This is a genomic window from Pseudomonas sp. LBUM1673 (assembly GCF_059695645.1).
Genome location: NZ_CP166780.1, coordinates 3,710,706 through 3,730,394 on the forward strand (window position 1 = coordinate 3,710,706; position 19,689 = coordinate 3,730,394).

Sequence of the window (19,689 nt, forward strand, 5' to 3'; positions counted from 1 at the left end):
CAGTGAAAATCATGATTTGCCCGCTCAATGGGCCGCGCAACATCAGCGAATTCACCTACGGCGGCGAATTCAAGCCGATGCCTGACCCGGTCAGCTGCAGCGATGCCGAATGGGCCGACTACGTGTTCAACACCGACAACCACGCCGGCGTGGTGCGCGAGTGGTGGATGCACACCCCGTCAAGCTACTGGTTTCTGGCAGAGCGCCACACCGTCAGCGATGAAATCTTGCGTACCTTCGACCCCAAAGAACTGTTCACCACCCGTGTCGAATTCAGCGCAGCCGCCAAGGAGATAGCAGGATGAATCGCCTACCCGCCCCCATGGGCTTGCTGATCGACCGTGATCAGCCGCTGGATTTCAGTTTCGACGGCCACCGCTACCTAGGCTTGCAGGGCGACAGCATCGCCAGCGCCTTGCTGGCCAACGGGCGTTTCCTGATCTCCCGTTCGTTCAAATACCATCGCCCGCGTGGCCCGCTGACCATGGCCGGCCAGGATGCCAACAGCCTGGTGCAACTACCCGAAGAGCCTAACGTACTAGCCGATGCACACGCCTTGTCCGCCGGTTTGCAGGTGCGCCCGCAGAACGTCAACGGCTCGCTGGACAACGACAAGGACGCCTACTTGGGTAAGTTCTCCAAATTCATGCCGGTGGGCTTCTACTATCGTTCGTTCTACAAACCCAAGGGCATGTGGAAAGTCTGGGAACCGATCATTCGCAAGAAGGCCGGCCTCGGTGTGCTCGACCTGAAGTTCCAGCCCGAGTACTACGACAAGGCCTACTTGTTCACCGATGTCGCGGTAATCGGTGCCGGTCCCGCCGGGCTCCATGCGGCGCTGACAGCAGCCAACGCGGGGGCCAAGGTGTTGCTCATCGAGCAACAGCCGGTTCTAGGCGGTTCGCTGACCTATGCCCGCTTCGATATCGAAGGCAATAGGGCTGAAAATCTACGCCGCGAACTGCTCGCTGCGGTAGAGCAACACGCCAATATCCAGATCCTGACCGAAGCCACTTGCAACGCCTGGTTCACCGACAACTACCTGCCGGTGATTCAGGGCAAACGCATGTACAAGGTCCGCGCCCGCCAGTGCCTGGTGTGCAGCGGCTCCTTCGATCAGCCGGTGATCTTTCGCAACAACGACCTGCCGGGTGTGATGCTGACTAGTGCTGCGCAACGGCTGATGAAGCTGTACGCGGTCAAACCGGGTAAACGCGCCGTGGTACTGACCGGCAACGATGACGGTTACCTCTCCGCGCTGGACCTGCATGACCAGGGCGTGGAGGTCGTCGCGGTGGTGGACTTGCGCCAGGGTCCTTCAGACGAATCCCTGCTGCGCGCACTGGCACAACGCAAGATCGACTGTCAGATCAACAGCACCGTATATGAAGCCCACCACGAGAAAGGCATGCGCCATATCAACGGCGTCGACGTGCGCAAGATCACCGCACAAGGCCAGGTCGCCGAGAGCGGGCAACGCCTGGAGTGCGATTTACTGTGCATGTCCGCCGGCTACATGCCGGTCTATCAACTGCTGTGCCAGGCCGGCGGCAAACTGGCCTACGACGATCAGCGTGCCGAGTTCACTCTCAGCGGCCTGCCAAAGAATCTGAATGTCGCCGGCTCGGTCAACGGTCGTCACCAGCTGGATAACGTGATTGCCGATGGCGTGAATGCCGGTGCGGAAGCCGCCCTCGCGCTGGGTCTGACATTCGGCACGCAACGCGAGCCATTGAGCGGCGAGGCACGGGTCAACTTTAATTGGCCAATCTTCCCGCACCCCAAAGGCAAGGACTTCGTCGACTTCGACGAGGATCTGCAAGTAGCCGACATCGTCAACGCCACCCGGATCGGCTATCGCGACGTGCAACTGGTCAAGCGCTACTCCACCGTCGGCATGGGACCGTCTCAGGGTCGTCACTCTGCGCTGCCGACCGCGCGGTTGGTGGCCTGGGCCACTCAACGCAACATCAGTGAAACCGGCGTGACCACGGCGCGACCGCCGTTTGTTGCGGAAAAGCTGGCGCATGTCGCCGGTCGCGCGTTCGCCCCGTACCGGCAAACGCCGATGCACGCTCGTCACCTGCAAGCTGGCGCGAAGATGATGCCTGCGGGCATCTGGCAACGCCCGGCCTACTATGGCAACGCGAAGGATCGCGAAGCCTGCATGCAGGCCGAAGCCCTGCACGTGCGCAACAAGGTCGGCATCATCGATGTCTCGACCCTCGGTGGCCTGGATGTGCGCGGCCCGGACGCGGCCGAACTGCTCAATCGGATGTACACGTTCGCCTTTCTCAAGCAGCCGATCGGTCGCTCCCGTTATGCGCTGATGACCAATGAGCACGGCGTGGTGATCGACGACGGTGTCTGTGCGCGGTTTTCCGAGAACCATTTCTACGTCACCGCCACCACCAGCGGTGTCGACCGGATCTATCAGCAAATGCTTAAGTGGAACGCGCAATGGCGCCTGGACGTGGACGTCGCCAACGTCACTGCGGCCATTTGCGCGGTGAACCTTGCCGGGCCGGACTCGCGCAAGGTGCTGGAACAAGTCTGCACCGACCTAGACCTGCGCGCCGATGCCTTCCCTTATCTGGGCGTTCGCCAGGGCACCGTGGCCGGCATCAAGGCCCGGTTGTTGCGAGTCGGTTTTGTCGGCGAACTGGGCTATGAAATCCACGTACCCGCGCGTCATGGGCTCAAGCTCTGGGACGCACTGATTGAGGCCGGCAAAGCACATGACATCCGCCCCTTCGGCGTCGAAACCCAGCGCCTGCTGCGTCTGGAAAAAGGCCACGTGATCATCAGTCAGGACACCGATGGAATGACTCACCCGGCGGAAATCGACATGGGCTGGGCGATCAGTCGCACCAAGCCGTTCTTCGTCGGCCGCCGCTCGGTAGACATCCTCGAAGCCCAGCCACTGAAACGCAAACTGGTGGGTTTCAGCCTGCCCAAAGGCAACCTGCAACCGTTGGAAGGCCATCTGGTGCTTAACGGCCCGGACATCAGCGGCAACGTCACATCCTGCGAGTATTCCGCCTCCCTGGGCAAGATCATCGGCCTGGCCTACGCCGGCATCGACCAGAGCACGCCTGGGCAACGGATTCCGATCCGCGTCGAAGGCGGCATCGTGGTCCAGGCCGAGGTGGTGCAGTTGCCCTTCTTCGATCCCGACAACCAACGCCAGGAGCTTTGAGTCATGACCAGTCTGAGAGAACAACACAGCATCACCCGGCAATCCCTAACGCCGTTACCGGGGTGCTGCCTGGCGGACCTGACCGACCTGCCGCGGGTCGGTTTCCGCGGCGCCCACAGTGCCGAATACCTGTGCAGCCGCGGCTTCGTCCTGCCGGATGCGCCCAACCGCACCGTGATTCAAGCCGATGGCAGTCAGGTGGCGCGGCTGTCGCAGACCGAATACCTGCTGCTGGGCAGCCCAGAGGATCAGGGCCAACGAACGGCGGTTGAAGAGGCCCGCTGGGAACTCGATCATCAAGCCAACTATCTGTTGCCTCGTCAGGACAGCCATGCCTGTTTTCAGCTGACGGGGGATCATCTGAGCGAAGTGTTGGCCAAGCTCTGCGGGGTTGATCTGAGCCCGCAGGCGTTCGGCCCGGGAGCGGTGGCCCAGACGTCGGCGGCACGCATCAATGTGATCGTGATCAATTCCGGCACCGCGCAGCAGGCGAGCTTGCACATCCTTTGTGACCGGGCGTCGCAGGAGTATTTTCGGGGGGCCTTGGAGGATGCAATGCAGGAGTATTCAGGTCTGGCTACGGCTGTGACAACGCGCTGACTCTGCCGCCCTACTGGTCATGCATGCTGAGACGAACTCCGTTCTAAGCATGCATGGGCATATGCCGGCAGTGATGACTATGCCGCTTGTACACGCGGCGCTGGCGATGGTGCTGCATACGAGGGCCAACTCGTTACGAGATAGTCCTCATTGAGTTCAATGTGGGTAAGACTCGTCAAGCATGTTTTTACGTGATACCTGCTAGCAAAAACACTGATTGGTTTGGAGGGCAACTTTGGTCTTATCTTCATTTCTAAAAACGCATTATGGTGAATGCCGCCTGAAAAAAACGCATTCGATGTTTAGAAAGATAAAATCAATTTAATCAAACCCTACCAGACGCGAGAGCCCTCATGATTAAAATTCTAGCCGCTGTACGCCGAAAACCCGGAATGACTCATGCTGAATTTTTGGAATATATAGAGCACCAGCATGGAAAAATCGCCCTGGATAAACCTTTAGGTGTCAAACGATACGTGCAAAATCATGTCATCGACTCTGCTTTCGGAGTTGACTCCGATATTTCTTACACACAAACATTTCACAGAGACTCCATCACGGAATTATTTTTTGACAATATGTCAGATTTAATTCACACCTTCAGCGATCCATATACCCAACAAATCACCGGACCTGATGCAAAAAATTTCGCTGACCTGTCTAACCAGGCAGCTCAGTTGATGGATGACGTAGAGATAACCAATGCCGGCGCAGCCCCCCTCAAATGGAAGGCGATCATCTTCATAAAAAAGAATCCAACTGTGAAACTTGATGCCTTTTTCACAGCCTGGGATTTAGCTCACGATGTGACTGCCAGCAAATACCCAAACTTCCAAAATGCGCTACGTAGGCATGTTCGTTCCAGATATATTCCCGAAGGTGACAGAGTGACATCCTATTTCGGGCCAAACATAGCAGTATACGAAGGCGCTTCTAGTATGTGGTTTGAAAATGAAGCAGATCTTTCTATTTTCCGTCAGTATCAGAGATCAATGCTCCAACAGCTTTCTGACGAAGGGGTCGCGTTATCGTCAGAATCTTTTTTCGTGTATGTCAAAGAGGTTGTCATTCTAGATCTGTGCCAGTAAAAACTTAATAAATGGGATGGCTGTTCTACATCACTTCAATGCGGGTTAGTGTACTCACGTTCGGTGGCTCGCACTATAAACATGGGTACCGGACACCGGATGTAGAACAGCGACGCATTTAACTCAGATAGGCTCAGCTAACGTAGCAGTGGACTCTCGCATGATCTGAGCATGCTCTTCCTTGTCACCGCCACTTTTTTCTATTTCGCACAAACGTGCAGAGTTCTCGACCACCAGTTGGCAACGCTCCCAACGCCGCGCTTCGAACCGGCCCAGGGCAACCTGTAGGTCGCTATCAGCGAGCAGTTCTTCGGCGAGCACGATGGCGCTCTCAATTCCAATTCCAGCCCCGGAGGCCAGATGTGGCGTGGTGGCATGCACCGTATCCCCAATCATCACTATGCGGCCTTTATGCCATGGCAACGGTACCAACAGATTGGCCAGCGGACGATAGTCGATATTGGCGTCCGGCTCGTACAGTTGCGGCACAAGCGTTTGCAGGATCGGGGCTGGGAACTCACCCAGAAGACGCGCCATTTCGCTTGCCCAATTGGCCGGTTCAATCCACTCGGAAAACTCGCGGCTTTCCATGAGGAACATATACATATGCGTTTCGGAAATCGGATTAACGCCAACCTTGGTGCGTCCCAGCCAATGACTGGGACGTACGATTTCCTGCGGACGCTTCAGCACCGCACGCCAGACACTCTGGTGAATGGGTTTTGGCGATGGTGCTTCTGGAAACAACTCCTTTCGCATCCGCGAATGCACGCCATCGGCGGCAACGACCAGGTCGTAGCGCCCAGAGGTCCCGTCGGTGAAAGACACTTCAACGCCATCCGCATGCTCGATGATGCTGTCGAACGTAATGCCGAGGCGCACGTTAGTGCCCACTTCCCGCGTTTTATCGGCAAAAATTCGAGCCAGCACTGGACGCAGGATGCCGCCACCACAGGGAATCTGTTTATTGCTGACTGGAGGTCGGAGCGCCAACTGCACGATCAGGTCGCCTGCGGGTGAAAACACATCGAAATCGGTCGACAGATACCCTTCGTTGGCCACCCGTTCAAGGATTCCGACCGTATCAAGCGCTCTCAACGTCGGCCCACTGAGCGTAATACCAGCCCCCAGAGGACACCACAAAGGATCTATTTCAACCAGATCTACTTCCACTCCCTGACGGGCAAGCTGGATAGCTGCTGTCATACCGGAAAACCCTCCTCCGATAACCAGGACTTTATTGACTGCTGCAATCATCACGCTCTCCTAATTATTCTTATTTCAATCGGGCTGACATTGCATTGCGCACCGACGAGCTCTGCAGCGCTATCGACTCAATGCCGCAGACTCATGAAATTCCGACTGACAATGCCGGATCAACGACGAGACTATCGAATCGGATATCAGCGCTGAAATCGCTTTCCACAATCCGAGGTATCGCTGCAGGTGATGGGTGTCGGAGGGTAAGCCTGTCCGATTGCTCGGGGTGCCTGCCTTTGCGGCAGAACCAGGCTTTGTCAGCCTGCGCGAGAAGCGGCCTCGCGCCTATAAATGCAGGAGACCGACGAAATGCGGCTCATATAAACCGCAATCCATCGGCCTGCGTCCGTGCTTTCAAACGCTTTCCAGGCCATCCCAGCAGAGGTATTTCACCTCAAGGAATTCGTCGATCCCAAGGTGAGATCCTTCTCGCCCAAGACCGCTCTGTTTCACGCCACCGAAGGGTGCGACCTCATTCGATATCAAACCGCAGTTGATCCCGACCATGCCTGATTCAATGCGTGCAGCGTTACGCCAGATGCGCGCCGCATCACGACTGAACAGATAGGCGGCAAGGCCATACTCGCTGTCGTTGGCCATCGTGATCGCCTCATCATCACTCTCGAAACGCAGCAGTGGCATGACCGGGCCGAAGATCTCCTCCTGCGCAACCCTCATCGTATGTGTCACATCCGCAAGCACCGTGGGCTGGAAGAAGCCCCCCCCCATTGCATGACGGGCACCGCCGGCCAACAGTCGGGCACCGTGCGCCAACGCATCATCGACCAGCGCTTGGGATTTCTGCACCGCGGCTTCGTCTATCAACGGCCCCACCTGCACACCGGGCTCCAGACCGTTGCCTACTTTAAGCCGTGCCACGCGCTCGACAATGCGCTCGGCCAGTGCGTCATAAACACCAGACTGCACCAACACCCGATTCGCGCCGATACATGACTGGCCGCCGTTGCGAAACTTGGCCAACATCACCCCGTCGGCGGCCGCATCAAGGTCAGCATCGTCAAAGACAATGAAGGGTGCATTGCCGCCCAACTCCATCGAGCATTTCTTGACGGTCTGCGCCGCTTGCGCCAACAGCAGCCGGCCAACTTCAGTGGAACCGGTAAACGTGAGCTTGCGCACCAACGGGTTGGCCGTGAGTTCGCCCGCGATGTCTCGGGTGTCATTACCGGTGATCACGCTGAAGACACCGGCCGGTATTCCGGCGCGCTGGGCAAGTTCGGCGAGCGCGAGCGCCGTCATGGGTGTCTGGCTTGCCGGTTTCACCACCATCGTGCAACCCGCCGCGAGTGCCGGAGCCGCCTTGCGGGTGATCATGGCCGCCGGGAAGTTCCACGGTGTTATCGCGGCACAAACTCCAATGGGCTCGCGCAATGCGACGATACGCTGGGTGTCTTTCACACCGGGGATCATGTCACCGCGCACCCGCGTGGCCTCTTCCGAAAACCAGCGGACGAAGGAGGCAGCGTAATCGACTTCACCACGTGCCTCCTCCAGTGGCTTACCCTCCTCCAGGGTAATCAGCGTGGCAATGTCCTCACGATGTTCGACCATCAACTCATACCAACGGCGCAACACCTCGCCACGGCGTTTAGCCGTCAAGCGTCGCCATGGACCAAAGGCCTCATGCGCCGCATCGATTGCCCGGCGCACTTCGGACACCCGGCACCGCGGCAGCTCGATGAGCACCGCTTGATCCACCGGATTGCGCAGCGTGTACTGACCGTGCGGCGTCTCGTTCAGCCACTCTCCACCGATGTAGGCTCCGGTACGCCACAGCGTAGGATCTTTTAGTAAATGCTTCACTTTGCAATCCTCGTAATCAGCAAGGGTGACGCCCGATCATGAAGGCGCTATCCGGATCCGAAGTCACCGGCAGACCCGCCGCAACCAGCCCTTGACGCAGAGATTTCATGAGGCGATCCGGCACGCGCATCGCAGGGGCACGCAGTGGGCCGCCGTTGAATCCGGCCAGCCAGTCCTGGTATTTCCACATCGTGCGATTGAGCACCCCGGTACCGCCGGCATAGGTTTGAGCGGCGGCGCCGTTGGCGCTGCGTGCCGGATTGACCTTCCAATACAACTCCATCGCCTCCTCGAACCGGCCCGTGCGTGCCAGTTCGAAAGCTTTCGGGTAGTAGTCGCTCATCCAGGCGGTGTTGCTGGTGCCGGAAAACTGCAGCTTCATCAGGCTCATCAACGGAATGGCATCACCTTCGATCGGGCAACTGATCACGACCTGATCACGGAAGTGGTAGTACATCTCGCAAATGCCCGCCGGCAGCGGAAACCCTTGCTCCGACTTGATGGCCGCGATATTCGGACAATCGGCCAGCAGACGACGGACCAACTCCAGCGACATACCCGCCGGATGCACGCGTTCAAAGCCCCATAGCGGAATCGGGAACAGCATGACTGCAAGGTCCGTCGCGTCGCAGAATGACTTGGTGTAGTCGTAGATTTCCTGCTCGCTGGTCGGCCAGAACTGCGGTGGATAAGAGAGCAGGACGATGTCGGCACCGGCGTTCTCGGCAAGCTTTACCGCCTCGATGTTCTCCGCAAGCGTGCCAAACGCCGCGTGGAAGAACAGGATCAGGTTTTTCCCCGACTCACGGGCCCAGGCGGTGAATTGAGCGTTTTCCTGGGCAGAGATCGCCAGCTCGCTGCACAGCAATGTGCTGCTGTAGCCCAGTCCAACCGTATGCTCGATGTCGTGGCGTATGCCACGTTCATTGAGACGCCTGAGATCAGCACTGAAGCTTGGAATGGTGACAGCCGAGCAGCCCACCAGGTTTTCACGCGCCCAGGCACGGGCATCAGCTTTCTTGTAAGTTGCCATGATGATTTCCTTCGAACAGTGGAGGGTTTATTTCGAGACAGGGACAATGCTGGCAGGCAGCTCGATGCCAAGGCCTTGTTGCCTGGCGCGCTCGTACAGCGCTTGTGCAATGACGACGTCCTGCAGCGCCGAGCCCACCGACTTGTAGAGAACGATGTCGCTTGCGTTGCGACGCGGGTTGACCCGCCCCGCGACCAGATCCGCCAGCGGTACCAGTTTTTCGGCGACATTGATGCCGGCATTGATCGCCGCAATCGCGTCGCCAGTATCGTGAAGCACCTCTTGCGGCATATCCGCGACGATGCAGACGGCTCGATCCATCGTGACCGGGTCAACCTCCCGTTGCTCAGGCAAGGTGGAACCCAATGACACGACCGTAACGCCCGCACAAAGCCACGCCCCTTGTAATACGGGAGACTCGTCACGGCTGCGTGCGGCACAAATCACTACATCGCAGTCCTGCACGGCCTCTTGCGCAGTGTTCACCGCTTGGATATCCAGCCCAGGCCTGAAGCTGTCGGCAAACCGCTCACGGCTCGCGGGTGTTGGACTGAACACCCTTACATGGGCCACATCCCGCACGGACTTAAGGCAGTCAAGCGCGCCACGCGCTTCAAACCCGGCACCAATCACGCCCACCCGCAGCGCTCGTTGAGGCGCCAGCAAATCGACCGCCAGAGCGGCGGTTGCAGCGGTGCGCAAACCCGTTACCCGATTGCCGTCGATCAGAGCACTGAGCGCCATGGTTTGCTGATTGAACAATGCGATCAGATAGCTGGCACAGCGAGCCCGCATGGAGGCCGCGATCAATTTGCATCCCATATGGCCGCCAGCGGGTGGTACCGCAGTCAAACTGCGCAGCCAGATACCGTCGCCCCGTGCCATGGATCGAGGTGGCACCATGGCATCCGATGTGGGGCAGGCATAAGCCTCAGCGAGCGCGGCAACAGCTGCGCTCCAATCAACGAGCGAGGCAACATCGGCGTCGCTGAGAAAAAGCGTCGGGGCATTTACTGGGGACACTTGGGAGTCATGCATATCGCTAACCTCGCAATCGGGTATCAGTCATTGATTGACTGACACCCTACGAGGCGCGCACCACGCCGGATACTGCTCGGAGTCGAAAGCAGCTATCGCTCAAATCGATGGCATGGCCAGATTACAGATCAACCGTCGCACTTCACGGGAGGCACGCGTCACAGGACGGCGGGGAGAGTCGACAAGCACGACAAAGCGCTCAAGAACGGGCTCGACAATGCGCGATGACATCAGTCGTTGATCCAGCGAGCCCGGTAGCACCGAGGCAATCGCATAGCCTCCGCCCGCCGCAACGACCTCGTACTGGAGCTGGACGGAGTCGGCTTCTACGGCGACACACAACTCCATGGAATGCTCGATCGCCAGGTGATCGAGCCTGGCTCTCAACAGATGGGGACGCCCCGGTACCACCAGTGGCAATCCGGATAATTGCTTTAATGCAATATCTCGATCAGCGAAGGCTGGATCGCTGGCGGGCCCTATCAAATGCAGCGGCAGCCTGGCCAGTAAATACGCCTCGCCGATGCTTGCTTCATTCTCGCGCAGTACCAGCGCCATATCGAGACGACCATCATGCAACTGCTCTTCGAGTTGAGCACTCGCGCCCTCGATCAGGTGCAATCTCACGCCCGGCATCTGTGCTTGCACCACCGCAAAAAGCGTACCGGCAAACCGACGTACCGCAGAAGGCAGCATCCCTACGACCACCTCCCCCACCGGTTTTCCACGCCGGTTACGAATGTCATCGGCCAGGCCTTCAGCGTCAGCGAGAAGACTCGATACACAAGGCAGCAACTGCTCCCCAAACTCAGTCAGGACCACCCCACGTCCGGTACGATGAAACAGCCGCTCGCCACATTGCAATTCGAGCAGAGCAATATTGCGACTCACCATGGACTGAGGCATATCCAGTAAAACAGCCGCTTTACTCAGACTTCCAGCCGCCGCGACCCGTACAAACAATGTCCATCGAGGATCGACAATCGTCAAAGCAGTGGCCGCAGGCTGCGCTGTGGGGTCAAGCACATGGGCATCCTGAAGGTTCTTATTGTTGTGCATGTCACCCGCTCCCCGGTTCGTCTCCAGATCCAGACGTCAATCACACCCATACCTGGATAAAACATCAAAAAAGTCCCCTACCCCCCCTCCAGCTCTGCGTGCACCTGATGCAGGTGCTCGCGGCTATCATGAAGATGCAAGCGCATGGCAGCGCGCGCGTATTCAGGGTCCTGGTTAAAGATTGCCTCATAAATCTGTTCGTGCTCGCTTTGCATGCGCTGTTCGTAGCGCAAAGGCTCATCGTGAAAAAGACGAGCAGAATCCAGTCGGCTGCGCGGAATGATGACAACGCCGAGGTTACGAAGTGTGTCGGCGATGTAGTGATTTCCTGTCGCCTGCGCAATGCTCAAATGGAACTGAAAATCCAACGCTGCTCTGTCATTGGCGCTGACTGCACGCTGTCCAAGTTGATCGAGAAGCGCCCGCAACTCACTCAAATGATCTGGGGTACGTCGTTGAGCGGCGAGCCCGGCTGCTTCTACCTCAAGACCGATCCGAAACTCCATGATAGCCAGCGAATCAATGATGATGCCGATCGTAGCCGGGTCGATGAATGCCTCCAGCGATAGAGTGCTACCCCGCACAAAAGTCCCGATACCATGGCGTGTCTCAACCATTCCAGCGGCCTGTAGACGAGACATTGCCTCGCGCACTACCGTTCTGCTGACCCCATGCTCAAGCATGAGGGCCGTCTCGGTGGGCAACTTTTCACCGCCACGCAGCCGCCCCTCAAGAATGTGCGTTGACAGCAGGGCCTCAAGCCCCTGAGAGAGGCTAGCGCGTTTTTTCCCACCGTCCGCAGGCACGCTCATTCCTCGAAAATCGCCACGGCGCGGACGAAACCGGCCGAGGCGTGCCTGATCTTGTAGGGGAAACAGGACACCTGGAAACCATGGGCCGGCAAGCATTCCAGATTGGCCAGTTTCTCCATCTGACCGTAGCCGATGTCGCGTCCGGCCTTGTGTCCTTCCCAGATGATCGAGGCGTCGCCAGTGGCCGCGAAGCGTTCGCGTGTGTACTTGAATGGCGCATCCCAGCTCCAGGCATCGGTACCGACCACGCGCACGCCGTGCTCCAGCAGAAACAACGTGGCTTCGCGGCCGATGCCAACCCCGGCATCCAGATAGCCCGGCTGGCCAAACAGCGCACCGGCGCGGGTATTGACCAGAACGATATCCAGCGGCCGTAGCACGTGATCGATGCGCTCCAGCTCAGCTTGCACTTCGGCGGCGCTGACCACATGGCCATCCGGCAAATGACGAAAATCCAGCTTCACACCGGGTTGCAGGCACCAGTCCAACGGCAGCTCGTCGATGCCGAAAGCCGGCTTTCCGCCGTCGGTCGTCGAGGCGTAATGCCAGGGGGCATCCATATGCGTACCGCTGTGAGTAGTGATCTGCAGGCGTTCAGCGGCCCAGGACTCATTGCCAGGCAGCTGTTCCTTGGACAGGCCGGGAAACATCGCGGCCATCTCCGGCCAGCCTTGTTGATGGTCCATGTAGTCGATTTTCGGCAGCAACGGCGGTGGATCAGTGTACGGGTTGTTGTCCAGGGTAACGGACAGGTCCACCAGACGGCGTTTAGTTGATTGCATTTTCGGTCACTCCGGGAGTCATCCGAGCACGGCGTGTCGGGGCAGCAGAATTCAAACTATTACGTATCAAGGCGCCGGCAGAGCCGTCATGGCGAAAGCCAAGGGCACGGGATTGAGGGGTTTTCATCGCAGGGAAATTGCCGAACAACGCTTCCAGTCCAGCATCCGGTGCGAAACTGATCAACGCGCGGCGTTCCTGGCCGTAGGCAGCGGCCAGGGCATCGATGACTTGGGCAATCGACAGGTGCAACAGCGGTAATTGCCAGACGCGTGACTCGCCGAGCTCGGCGGCCTGTAGTTCGGCGGCCCGTAACAGGTTATCCACGCAACACCTCACGGACATCCACCATGCCTGCGCCTGCGGCGAAACCGGACAACAATACGGCTGGCCTTCGGCGAAGGCGTGCAGCAGATCGCTCATGAAAGCCGAACGCAGTCCATTGGGTTCACGTGGACGCGCGACGATGCCGGGCAGGCGCACGGCACGACCGTCCACCTCGCCTCGTCGGGCAAGGTCGTTGAGCGCCATTTCCACCATCACCTTGTGCGCACCGTAACTCAACTGCGGGCGCGGCACGGCACGCTCATCGATTCGCGCCGACAGGTCGCCACCGTACACCGCCACGCTGCTGGCATACACCAGCACCGGTGCGCCAGGCTGTTCACGCAACTGGTCAAGCAACTCCAGGCTCGCCAGCAGGTTGACCTGGTAGCCCAGTGAATAGTGCTGCTCGGCGGCCCCACCAGGGATGCTTACCAAGTGAAAAACCACATCAATGCCATCGGCCAGCGCACGACGCAACAATGCGGCGTCGGTAACACTGCCGCAATGCCGGCGCAGGCGCTTATCTTCAGCAAACCCTACCAACTCTTTATCCAGCAGTATCAGTGCGCTGATCGACCGGCCTTGTAATTCATTGGTTTCGAGCAATCGTTTCACCAGCGCCCGGCCGACAAAACCGTTGGCCCCGGTAATCATCACGCGCATGGGAGGCCTCCGCGCACGACACGCTGGTCTATCGCCCCGAATACCGACTGCCCTTGCAGATCGAAGACTTCCATGCGCACGCGATCACCGAAGCGCATGAAGGGCGTCTGTGGCGCACCTTGCTCAATCATCTCAACGGCACGACGTTCGGCGATGCAGGCAGCGCCAACGCTGGGGTCGGCATTGGAAACGGTGCCGGAACCTATCAGGCAGCCCGCCCTGAGGCGCCTGGTCAGCGCCGCGTGAGCAATCAACTGATGAAAGCCAAAATGCATGGCGCCGCCATGGGCATGACCAAACCACTGACCGTTCCAATCCACCCGCAGCGGCAGATGCACACGCCCATCACGCCAGGCTTCGCCCAGCTCGTCAGGGGTAATCGCCACCGGCGCAAAACTTGATGAGGATTTGGCTTGGATAAAACCAAAGCCTGTCTTCATTTCACGTGGCCCGAGCGCTCGCAGGCTGACATCGTTGACTTGCAGAATGAGTCGAATATGGCTTGCGGCCTCTTCTGCCGAGCAGCCCATGGGCACGTCATCGACCAACACCGCGTACTCACCTTCGAAGTCGATGCCATGCGCTTCACTCGGTAGAACGATGTCGTCGTGGGGTCCCAGGAAATCATCTCCGCAGCCCTGATACATCAGCGGGGTGTGTTCAACGCCTTCGATTGGATCAAGCGCAAAAGCCTTCTGCATCCGCTCCCCATGACTGAGGAAAGACGACGCATCCAACCACTGCCAGGCTCGCGGCAACGGTGCAGCGGCCTGCTGCGGATCGAAAGCAAAGGCACCGGCCTGCGATCCTTCATTCAAGGCGTCATACCGCGCGCGCAAAGCGGTCTCGACGCTGGACCAATGATCGATGGCATCCTGCAGCGTCGCGGCAATATCGCTGGCATCCACCGCCCAGGCCAGGTTGCGCGATACCACCAGCAGACGACCGTCGCGGCTGTGATTCTTGAGGGTACTCAGCTTCATGGTTGTTCTCCTTGCAATTCGGGGGCGAAGCGGCCATCGAGCAGGACGAACAGCATGCGTGCCATCTGCTCGGTGCGATTACTCCAGGCGTGATTGGTACCTCGCTGCACGACGATGTCACCGCGTTTGAGATGCACCTCCTCGCCATCCAGCACCAGCCAGACCTCGCCCTCCGTGACCACGCCGTAATCGAGCGTTTCGGTGCGATGCATCAGCTTGTGTTTGGAATCAGCCTGCCCCGTACCGGCATGGGCCTGGCCAATTTCGGCGAAGGCCGCCGCGGCATCCTCGGCACTGACCTGGTTCTGCACACTGTCAGGCGGAATATCCACCACGCGGATGACACTGCCCAACGGTGCAGGACTCAATTGAAGCGGCTTGCTGGTGGGGTCGCCGCCGTTATCCAGCACGGCCGGGCTGGCGCCACTGTTCCAGATCTCATGGAAGACCGTGCCGGGTACTGCCTTGAGCGGGAAGCTATTGGGCGTCGGTCCGCTGAGCGCGACCACCGCCCGGCCCTGGGCATCGTGCCCGGTGACCACTCGTTTGAAACCAGGAAGTTGTTGCATGTTCGACTCCTCAATCAGTTTGCGAACGGGCTTGGCGAAAGATTGGCGCGGCAGCGGGTAGAGATGAATTCATGAAAAAACCTTAAAGATCGAGAACCAGTCGTGCGCTCCTGGCACGGGAGCAGCAAGGCGTGAACTGGTCGTTGCGGGCTCGCTCGGCATCGGTCAAGAACATGTCGCGATGGTCCGGCTCGCCTTCCAGTACGCGAGTCATACAGGTGCCACAGATGCCCTGCTCGCAAGACAAAGGTATGTCGATGCCGGCTTCCAGCAGCACCTGCGCCACACTGCGATCGGCAGGCACCTGGAGACACCGCCCCGAGCTGGCCAACTGCACCTCAAAACCGCCCGCCTCACTGGCCGGGACCGCTGCGCCAGAAAAGTACTCACGGTGCAATTGCGCCTCGGCCCAGCCATGCTCGCGCGCCGTACCGAGCACGTGTTCCATGAAGCCGTTAGGGCCACAGACATACAGGTGACGGCCGTCGGCCGGCATGGATAAAACTCGAGCGGCGTCGAGACGCTGGGACTCCTCGCCGTCGTCCACATGGACATGCACACGGTCGGCGAATGGCGAATGGCGGATGTACTCGATAAAGGCCATTCGCTCAGTCGAGCGGGCGCAGTAGTGGAGCTCGAAAGCAGCGCCGATCTGGGCCAGGCGCTCGGCCATGCAAAGGATCGGCGTGATACCGATACCGCCGGCGAACAGCACGCTGGCCCCCGCTGCATGCTGCAGCGGGAACAGGTTGCGAGGCTCGCTGATACGCAGCCGGCTACCTTCCTGCACCTGTTCGTGCATGGCCTTGGAACCGCCACGAGACGCGGGATCGAGCAGAACACCCAGCAAATAGCGGTGGTTCTCTTCTGGGTGATTGCACAGCGAGTACTGGCGCACCAAGCCATTGGGCAGATGCACGTCGATGTGCGAGCCGGCACTGAAAGCAGGCAGTGGGCGATGGTCAATCGCAGCCAGTTCGAAGCTGTAGATGCCTTCGGCTTCGCGACGCTTGCGGGTAACGACTACATCGATCATCACTGGGTACCCGCTGATTGGTCGGCAGCGATCAACCGGTCAAGCACACGGCGAGCCCGAATGGCTCCGGCGTCACCGACCAATAACACCGGCTTGAGGTCCCAGAACTGCGCATCGCCAATCATCTGCTGTTGAGCCTCAAGCATCGGCAGGTCTTCGTCGTTAAACGGCTGATTAAGCGCGGCCCCCTGCTCATCAGCCAGTTTCTCGGCGAACTCGCCCATCGCTTTGGGAAAACAGATGGAGAACCAGTAGTGCGTCGTGGTTTCGGTCTCCGGGGTGAACAGGTGCGGAATCGGTGTGGAAACGCCCTCCGTCCTGGGACGGCCTGTCGCCACCGCGCCGGAAAACAGCAACATATTCGCCGGGGGATCCCAGCGCACATCGATCCAACGATCCACCGGGGTGTTCAGCGGAATGCTCCAGGCGTTGTAGAGAAACTCCGGCAGAATTTCAGCAACCGTCTGCCGGTTGGACCAAACGGTATTGCCCTCCTCCTGGACGCTGATCAGCGCACTCTTGACGCCATCGCCACCCAATGTACCGGGATGCAGGAACTCGATATGGCTTAGATCCATGATGTTGTCGGTTTCCAGCACGTAGTTGGCCTTGACGTGCAGATAACGTTTGCCAACGTACCAATGGTCACTGTCCATGCAACTGAAATCCGGGATCAGCGTCGCATCGGCCAAACTTGTATCGCCCATCCAGATCCACAACAGGCTATAGCGTTCAACCAGGGGGTAGGCCTTGACTTTGGCCGCCCGGGGAATAGCACCATCGCCGTGAGGGTTGTGCACACAGCTGCCACTGCCATCAAATTCCAAACCGTGGTACGGGCACCGCACGACATCCCCCTTGAGCACCCCCATGCCAAGAGGAGCGAAGCGGTGGGGGCATCGATCAGCAATGGCCTGAACAGTGCCTTGGGTATCGCGGAAAAACACAATGGGCTCGTTGAGCAGGAGTCGTTGAAACAACTCTCCCGCCTTGACCTCGCTTCCCCATGCGGCCGCATACCAAACGTTGCGTAGAAAACTCATCGCAATTCCTCTTTTCTGAACAACAATCCGCTGATTAGTTGGGTTCAACGGCCGCCCGCTCGGACTCGATCAATCGGCGCAGAACCCGTCGGCAGCGCACGGCACCGGCATCGACGGGAAGCAGCACAGGGTTAAGGCCAAGCAGTTCAACCTCGCCAATCTGACGCTGTTGAGCCTCAACCATGGGTTTATCTTCACCGGCGAAAATGCCGATCAACATGTTCTGGACGAAGGCATTCAACTGCTCATTGTGCTGCTCGAAACTGCGCGTATTGGCGAAGAAATAATGGGTATTCGCCGCGTCCTGCGGGGTCATCAGATGCAGGTTCCATGTCACGGGCCCCTCCTCCCTCGGGCGTCCTGGCGCAGTGGCGCCGCTGCCCAGCAGCATCAGGCCAGGTGCTTGCCAGATGACCTCGGCCCACACGTCTGCTCGAGTCGGATCTTCAAGATGAGCGCCAAAAGCAGGCGGAGGGACGTCATCAGGCGCCCACCAACTGATGCGCACGCGATCGTTGGGCAGTTCCTCGATGTTGGCGCGCGTGCCTGACAACGCTCCGCCACCCAGCGTATCGGGGTGCAGGAAATCAACGTGGCTCAGGTCCATGATGTTGTCGGACAGCAGCTCGTAGTGCGCGTGGGTTGGCAAATACCCATGCCCCTTGGCATGGGGTAGCGCCTGCTCAAAAAAGGAAAAGTCAGGGATCAGCGCATCGCTGGCCAGGGTCGGGTCGCCAGGCCAGACCCAGATCGCCCCATGGCGCTCAACGGCGGGGAACGAGCGAACACAGGCGGCCTTGGGGATATTCCCATCGCCATGGGGATTGTGCGTACATTGGCCACTGCCATCGAAACGCAAGCCGTGGTACGGGCACTGAACGCTGTCGCCGACAATCTTGCCCATATGCAGCGGGGCAAAACGGTGAGGGCAGCGATCAGCCAGAGCCTGGATAGTGCCCTGGCTGTCGCGAAAGAACACAATGGGGCGCTCGACAATGGTTCTGCCCAGCATCCCCCCTTGCGCCAGCTCGTCTGCCCACCCAGCGATGTACCAGGTGTTGAGCAAATAACTCATGATGTTCTCCTCGTTTTTCTTATTTTGATAAAACGTCGAATGGGCCAGATCAGCTATCAGGGTCCACGGCGACAGAGGCGGGAAAAGCTGCCCCGCGGCCACGCAACCGACTGCATGCCAAGGCCACCAATATTTGAAAGCCCGCAACGATCCCCAGGGCGGTTGGCAAAGCGCTGCTCACCCCACCGGTGATAGCCAGCACCACCAGCGGGCTGACGAACTCACCGGCAAAGAACATTGCCGTGAAGCCGCCGGCAGCGCGGCCGCGCTGCTGGAAGTCGATCTGGGCCATGATCCAGGTGAGCAGAGTCGGCATCATCAAGCCGATGCCCAGGCCGTTGATCAGCACGGCGATCACCACCAGCCCATGGCTGTCGGCCACCGCCATCAGCCCGCCACCGATACCGGCCGCGACGAAGGCCAGGAGCACCTGTCGGTACGCCGCTACACCCCTGAACAGACGGAAACTCAGGGCGCCGACCAGCACGCCGAACTGACTGGCGCCCATGGTCATGCCGATCTGCTGCGACCCTTCGACATGCAGCAGATTAAGCAGGTAACCGACTTGTACCGGCACGATAAACAGGCTCAAGCCAGCCAGGAATGACAGGGCATACAACGGTGCCAGGGGGCGCCAGGGGAATGCCCTCCTCACTGCCGTTGTCGCAGTGACGACATGCGCGCGTGGCTCCCACAGCAACCAGACCATCAGCGGCAGAAACACCAGCCCTAGCCCATACAGGGCAAACGGGGTGCGCCAGCCGTGCTCGCCGAGCACGCCACCGACGGCAATGAAAATCGCCGCCGACAACGAGGTCGCAACCATCTGCAGGGCGAACATGCGTTCACGCCGCGCGCCGCTGTAGTAGTCGCCCATCATCGTGGTGCAACAGGTCATGATCGCCGCCTCGGCCACGCCGATGCCGGCGCGGCTGATAACGATGACCTGCAGCGACTCCAGCCATAGCGGCAGCACACCACAGACGGTGTAGAGAAACATCGCGCCGATCAGCAACGGCTTGCGCCCGAGCCGGTCGGCGATGATCCCGGCGAAGGGTGCCAACAGGGCAATCATCAACGCCGGTAGCGTCAGGGCAATGGGCACCAGCACGGCCACACCCGGTGTACCGGCGAAGTGCTCCTGCATACGCGGCAGTATGGGTGCCAGCAACACCGCACCGAGCACCGGCAGGCAACTGCCGAGCAACAGTAACAACGACTGTGGCAAGCCTGCCTGGCGTTCAACGCTCATCGTGCACCTCCGATGGTTGGGCCGCGCAAAACGCCATGCCGAAGGCGC

At 59.2% G+C, this 19,689-nt stretch carries 18 protein-coding genes; 4 read left to right on the forward strand and 14 right to left on the reverse strand.

What is annotated here, in order from left to right; all coding sequences use genetic code 11:
- Positions 1 to 2: 2 nt before the first annotated feature.
- The 4 genes from ACA044_RS17015 to ACA044_RS17030 all read left to right on the forward strand — a co-directional run bounded on the left by ACA044_RS17015 (position 3) and on the right by ACA044_RS17030 (position 4,887).
- Positions 3 to 305, forward strand: coding sequence for a sarcosine oxidase subunit delta (locus ACA044_RS17015; protein WP_497442452.1), 303 nt, complete (start codon positions 3 to 5; stop codon positions 303 to 305).
- Complete coding sequence (locus ACA044_RS17020; RefSeq protein ID WP_497442453.1) at positions 302 to 3,199, forward strand: 2Fe-2S iron-sulfur cluster-binding protein; 2,898 nt, start codon at positions 302 to 304, stop codon at positions 3,197 to 3,199. Before ACA044_RS17015 ends, ACA044_RS17020 begins: the two co-directional genes overlap by 4 nt.
- Positions 3,200 to 3,202: 3 nt before the next feature.
- Entirely contained in the window at positions 3,203 to 3,799 is a 597-nt protein-coding gene (locus ACA044_RS17025) for a sarcosine oxidase subunit gamma (protein ID WP_497442454.1), read from the forward strand.
- A gap of 353 nt (positions 3,800 to 4,152) precedes the next feature.
- A complete protein-coding gene (locus tag ACA044_RS17030) occupies positions 4,153 to 4,887 on the forward strand; it encodes an EthD domain-containing protein (protein WP_497442455.1) in 735 nt (244 codons plus the stop codon).
- Positions 4,888 to 5,010: 123 nt separating this feature from the next.
- On the opposite strand, the gene ACA044_RS17035 is transcribed toward ACA044_RS17030, so the two are convergent.
- The 14 genes from ACA044_RS17035 to ACA044_RS17100 form a co-directional block, all read right to left on the reverse strand.
- Positions 5,011 to 6,144, reverse strand: a complete 1,134-nt coding sequence (locus tag ACA044_RS17035) for an FAD-dependent oxidoreductase (RefSeq protein WP_497442456.1) — start codon at positions 6,142 to 6,144, stop codon at positions 5,011 to 5,013.
- A gap of 357 nt (positions 6,145 to 6,501) precedes the next feature.
- Positions 6,502 to 7,971 (reverse strand): NAD-dependent succinate-semialdehyde dehydrogenase, encoded by a 1,470-nt coding sequence (locus ACA044_RS17040; protein ID WP_497442457.1) that lies wholly within the window; start codon positions 7,969 to 7,971, stop codon positions 6,502 to 6,504.
- 16 nt (positions 7,972 to 7,987) lie between these two features.
- Entirely contained in the window at positions 7,988 to 9,004 is a 1,017-nt protein-coding gene (locus tag ACA044_RS17045) for a dihydrodipicolinate synthase family protein (RefSeq protein ID WP_497442458.1), read from the reverse strand.
- Positions 9,005 to 9,031: 27 nt separating this feature from the next.
- Positions 9,032 to 10,042 carry an ornithine cyclodeaminase family protein gene (locus ACA044_RS17050; protein ID WP_497442459.1) on the reverse strand — a complete coding sequence of 337 codons (1,011 nt, stop codon included), beginning with the start codon at positions 10,040 to 10,042 and terminating at the stop codon, positions 9,032 to 9,034.
- A gap of 99 nt (positions 10,043 to 10,141) precedes the next feature.
- Positions 10,142 to 11,101 carry a LysR family transcriptional regulator gene (locus ACA044_RS17055; RefSeq protein ID WP_497442460.1) on the reverse strand — a complete coding sequence of 320 codons (960 nt, stop codon included), beginning with the start codon at positions 11,099 to 11,101 and terminating at the stop codon, positions 10,142 to 10,144.
- 77 nt (positions 11,102 to 11,178) lie between these two features.
- Complete coding sequence (locus ACA044_RS17060) at positions 11,179 to 11,913, reverse strand: FadR/GntR family transcriptional regulator (RefSeq protein ID WP_497442461.1); 735 nt, start codon at positions 11,911 to 11,913, stop codon at positions 11,179 to 11,181.
- Positions 11,910 to 12,695 (reverse strand): cyclase family protein, encoded by a 786-nt coding sequence (locus ACA044_RS17065; protein WP_497442462.1) that lies wholly within the window; start codon positions 12,693 to 12,695, stop codon positions 11,910 to 11,912. The genes ACA044_RS17060 and ACA044_RS17065 overlap by 4 nt, the downstream gene beginning before the upstream one ends.
- The gene (locus ACA044_RS17070) at positions 12,682 to 13,683 is read right to left on the reverse strand and encodes an NAD-dependent epimerase/dehydratase family protein (RefSeq protein ID WP_497442463.1); all 1,002 of its coding nucleotides are present in this window, start codon (positions 13,681 to 13,683) and stop codon (positions 12,682 to 12,684) included. Before ACA044_RS17070 ends, ACA044_RS17065 begins: the two co-directional genes overlap by 14 nt.
- Positions 13,674 to 14,666 (reverse strand): fumarylacetoacetate hydrolase family protein, encoded by a 993-nt coding sequence (locus ACA044_RS17075; RefSeq protein ID WP_497442464.1) that lies wholly within the window; start codon positions 14,664 to 14,666, stop codon positions 13,674 to 13,676. The genes ACA044_RS17070 and ACA044_RS17075 overlap by 10 nt, the downstream gene beginning before the upstream one ends.
- A complete protein-coding gene (locus ACA044_RS17080) occupies positions 14,663 to 15,235 on the reverse strand; it encodes a cupin domain-containing protein (protein ID WP_497442465.1) in 573 nt (190 codons plus the stop codon). The genes ACA044_RS17075 and ACA044_RS17080 overlap by 4 nt, the downstream gene beginning before the upstream one ends.
- 82 nt (positions 15,236 to 15,317) lie before the next feature.
- Entirely contained in the window at positions 15,318 to 16,271 is a 954-nt protein-coding gene (locus tag ACA044_RS17085) for a PDR/VanB family oxidoreductase (RefSeq protein ID WP_497442466.1), read from the reverse strand.
- On the reverse strand, positions 16,271 to 17,314 hold the full coding sequence (locus ACA044_RS17090) for a Rieske 2Fe-2S domain-containing protein (protein ID WP_497442467.1): 1,044 nt from the start codon (positions 17,312 to 17,314) through the stop codon (positions 16,271 to 16,273). Before ACA044_RS17090 ends, ACA044_RS17085 begins: the two co-directional genes overlap by 1 nt.
- Positions 17,315 to 17,348: 34 nt before the next feature.
- Positions 17,349 to 18,389, reverse strand: coding sequence for a Rieske 2Fe-2S domain-containing protein (locus ACA044_RS17095; protein WP_497442468.1), 1,041 nt, complete (start codon positions 18,387 to 18,389; stop codon positions 17,349 to 17,351).
- Between the two features lie 49 nt (positions 18,390 to 18,438).
- Positions 18,439 to 19,641 (reverse strand): MFS transporter, encoded by a 1,203-nt coding sequence (locus ACA044_RS17100; RefSeq protein ID WP_497442469.1) that lies wholly within the window; start codon positions 19,639 to 19,641, stop codon positions 18,439 to 18,441.
- Between the last annotated feature and the right edge of the window lie 48 nt (positions 19,642 to 19,689).

Excerpts from the sequence above, each read along its gene's own strand:
- ACA044_RS17020 (WP_497442453.1), top strand. The coding sequence starts at position 302 with ATGAATCGCCTACCCGCCCCCATGGGCTTGCTGATCGACCGTGATCAG.
- ACA044_RS17025 (WP_497442454.1), top strand. The coding sequence starts at position 3,203 with ATGACCAGTCTGAGAGAACAACACAGCATCACCCGGCAATCCCTAACG.
- ACA044_RS17030 (WP_497442455.1), top strand. The coding sequence starts at position 4,153 with ATGATTAAAATTCTAGCCGCTGTACGCCGAAAACCCGGAATGACTCAT.
- ACA044_RS17035 (WP_497442456.1), bottom strand. The coding sequence starts at position 6,144 with ATGATTGCAGCAGTCAATAAAGTCCTGGTTATCGGAGGAGGGTTTTCC.
- ACA044_RS17045 (WP_497442458.1), bottom strand. The coding sequence starts at position 9,004 with ATGGCAACTTACAAGAAAGCTGATGCCCGTGCCTGGGCGCGTGAAAAC.
- ACA044_RS17050 (WP_497442459.1), bottom strand. The coding sequence starts at position 10,042 with ATGCATGACTCCCAAGTGTCCCCAGTAAATGCCCCGACGCTTTTTCTC.
- ACA044_RS17055 (WP_497442460.1), bottom strand. The coding sequence starts at position 11,101 with ATGCACAACAATAAGAACCTTCAGGATGCCCATGTGCTTGACCCCACA.
- ACA044_RS17060 (WP_497442461.1), bottom strand. The coding sequence starts at position 11,913 with ATGAGCGTGCCTGCGGACGGTGGGAAAAAACGCGCTAGCCTCTCTCAG.
- ACA044_RS17065 (WP_497442462.1), bottom strand. The coding sequence starts at position 12,695 with ATGCAATCAACTAAACGCCGTCTGGTGGACCTGTCCGTTACCCTGGAC.
- ACA044_RS17070 (WP_497442463.1), bottom strand. The coding sequence starts at position 13,683 with ATGCGCGTGATGATTACCGGGGCCAACGGTTTTGTCGGCCGGGCGCTG.
- ACA044_RS17075 (WP_497442464.1), bottom strand. The coding sequence starts at position 14,666 with ATGAAGCTGAGTACCCTCAAGAATCACAGCCGCGACGGTCGTCTGCTG.
- ACA044_RS17080 (WP_497442465.1), bottom strand. The coding sequence starts at position 15,235 with ATGCAACAACTTCCTGGTTTCAAACGAGTGGTCACCGGGCACGATGCC.
- ACA044_RS17085 (WP_497442466.1), bottom strand. The coding sequence starts at position 16,271 with ATGATCGATGTAGTCGTTACCCGCAAGCGTCGCGAAGCCGAAGGCATC.
- ACA044_RS17090 (WP_497442467.1), bottom strand. The coding sequence starts at position 17,314 with ATGAGTTTTCTACGCAACGTTTGGTATGCGGCCGCATGGGGAAGCGAG.
- ACA044_RS17095 (WP_497442468.1), bottom strand. The coding sequence starts at position 18,389 with ATGAGTTATTTGCTCAACACCTGGTACATCGCTGGGTGGGCAGACGAG.
- ACA044_RS17100 (WP_497442469.1), bottom strand. The coding sequence starts at position 19,641 with ATGAGCGTTGAACGCCAGGCAGGCTTGCCACAGTCGTTGTTACTGTTG.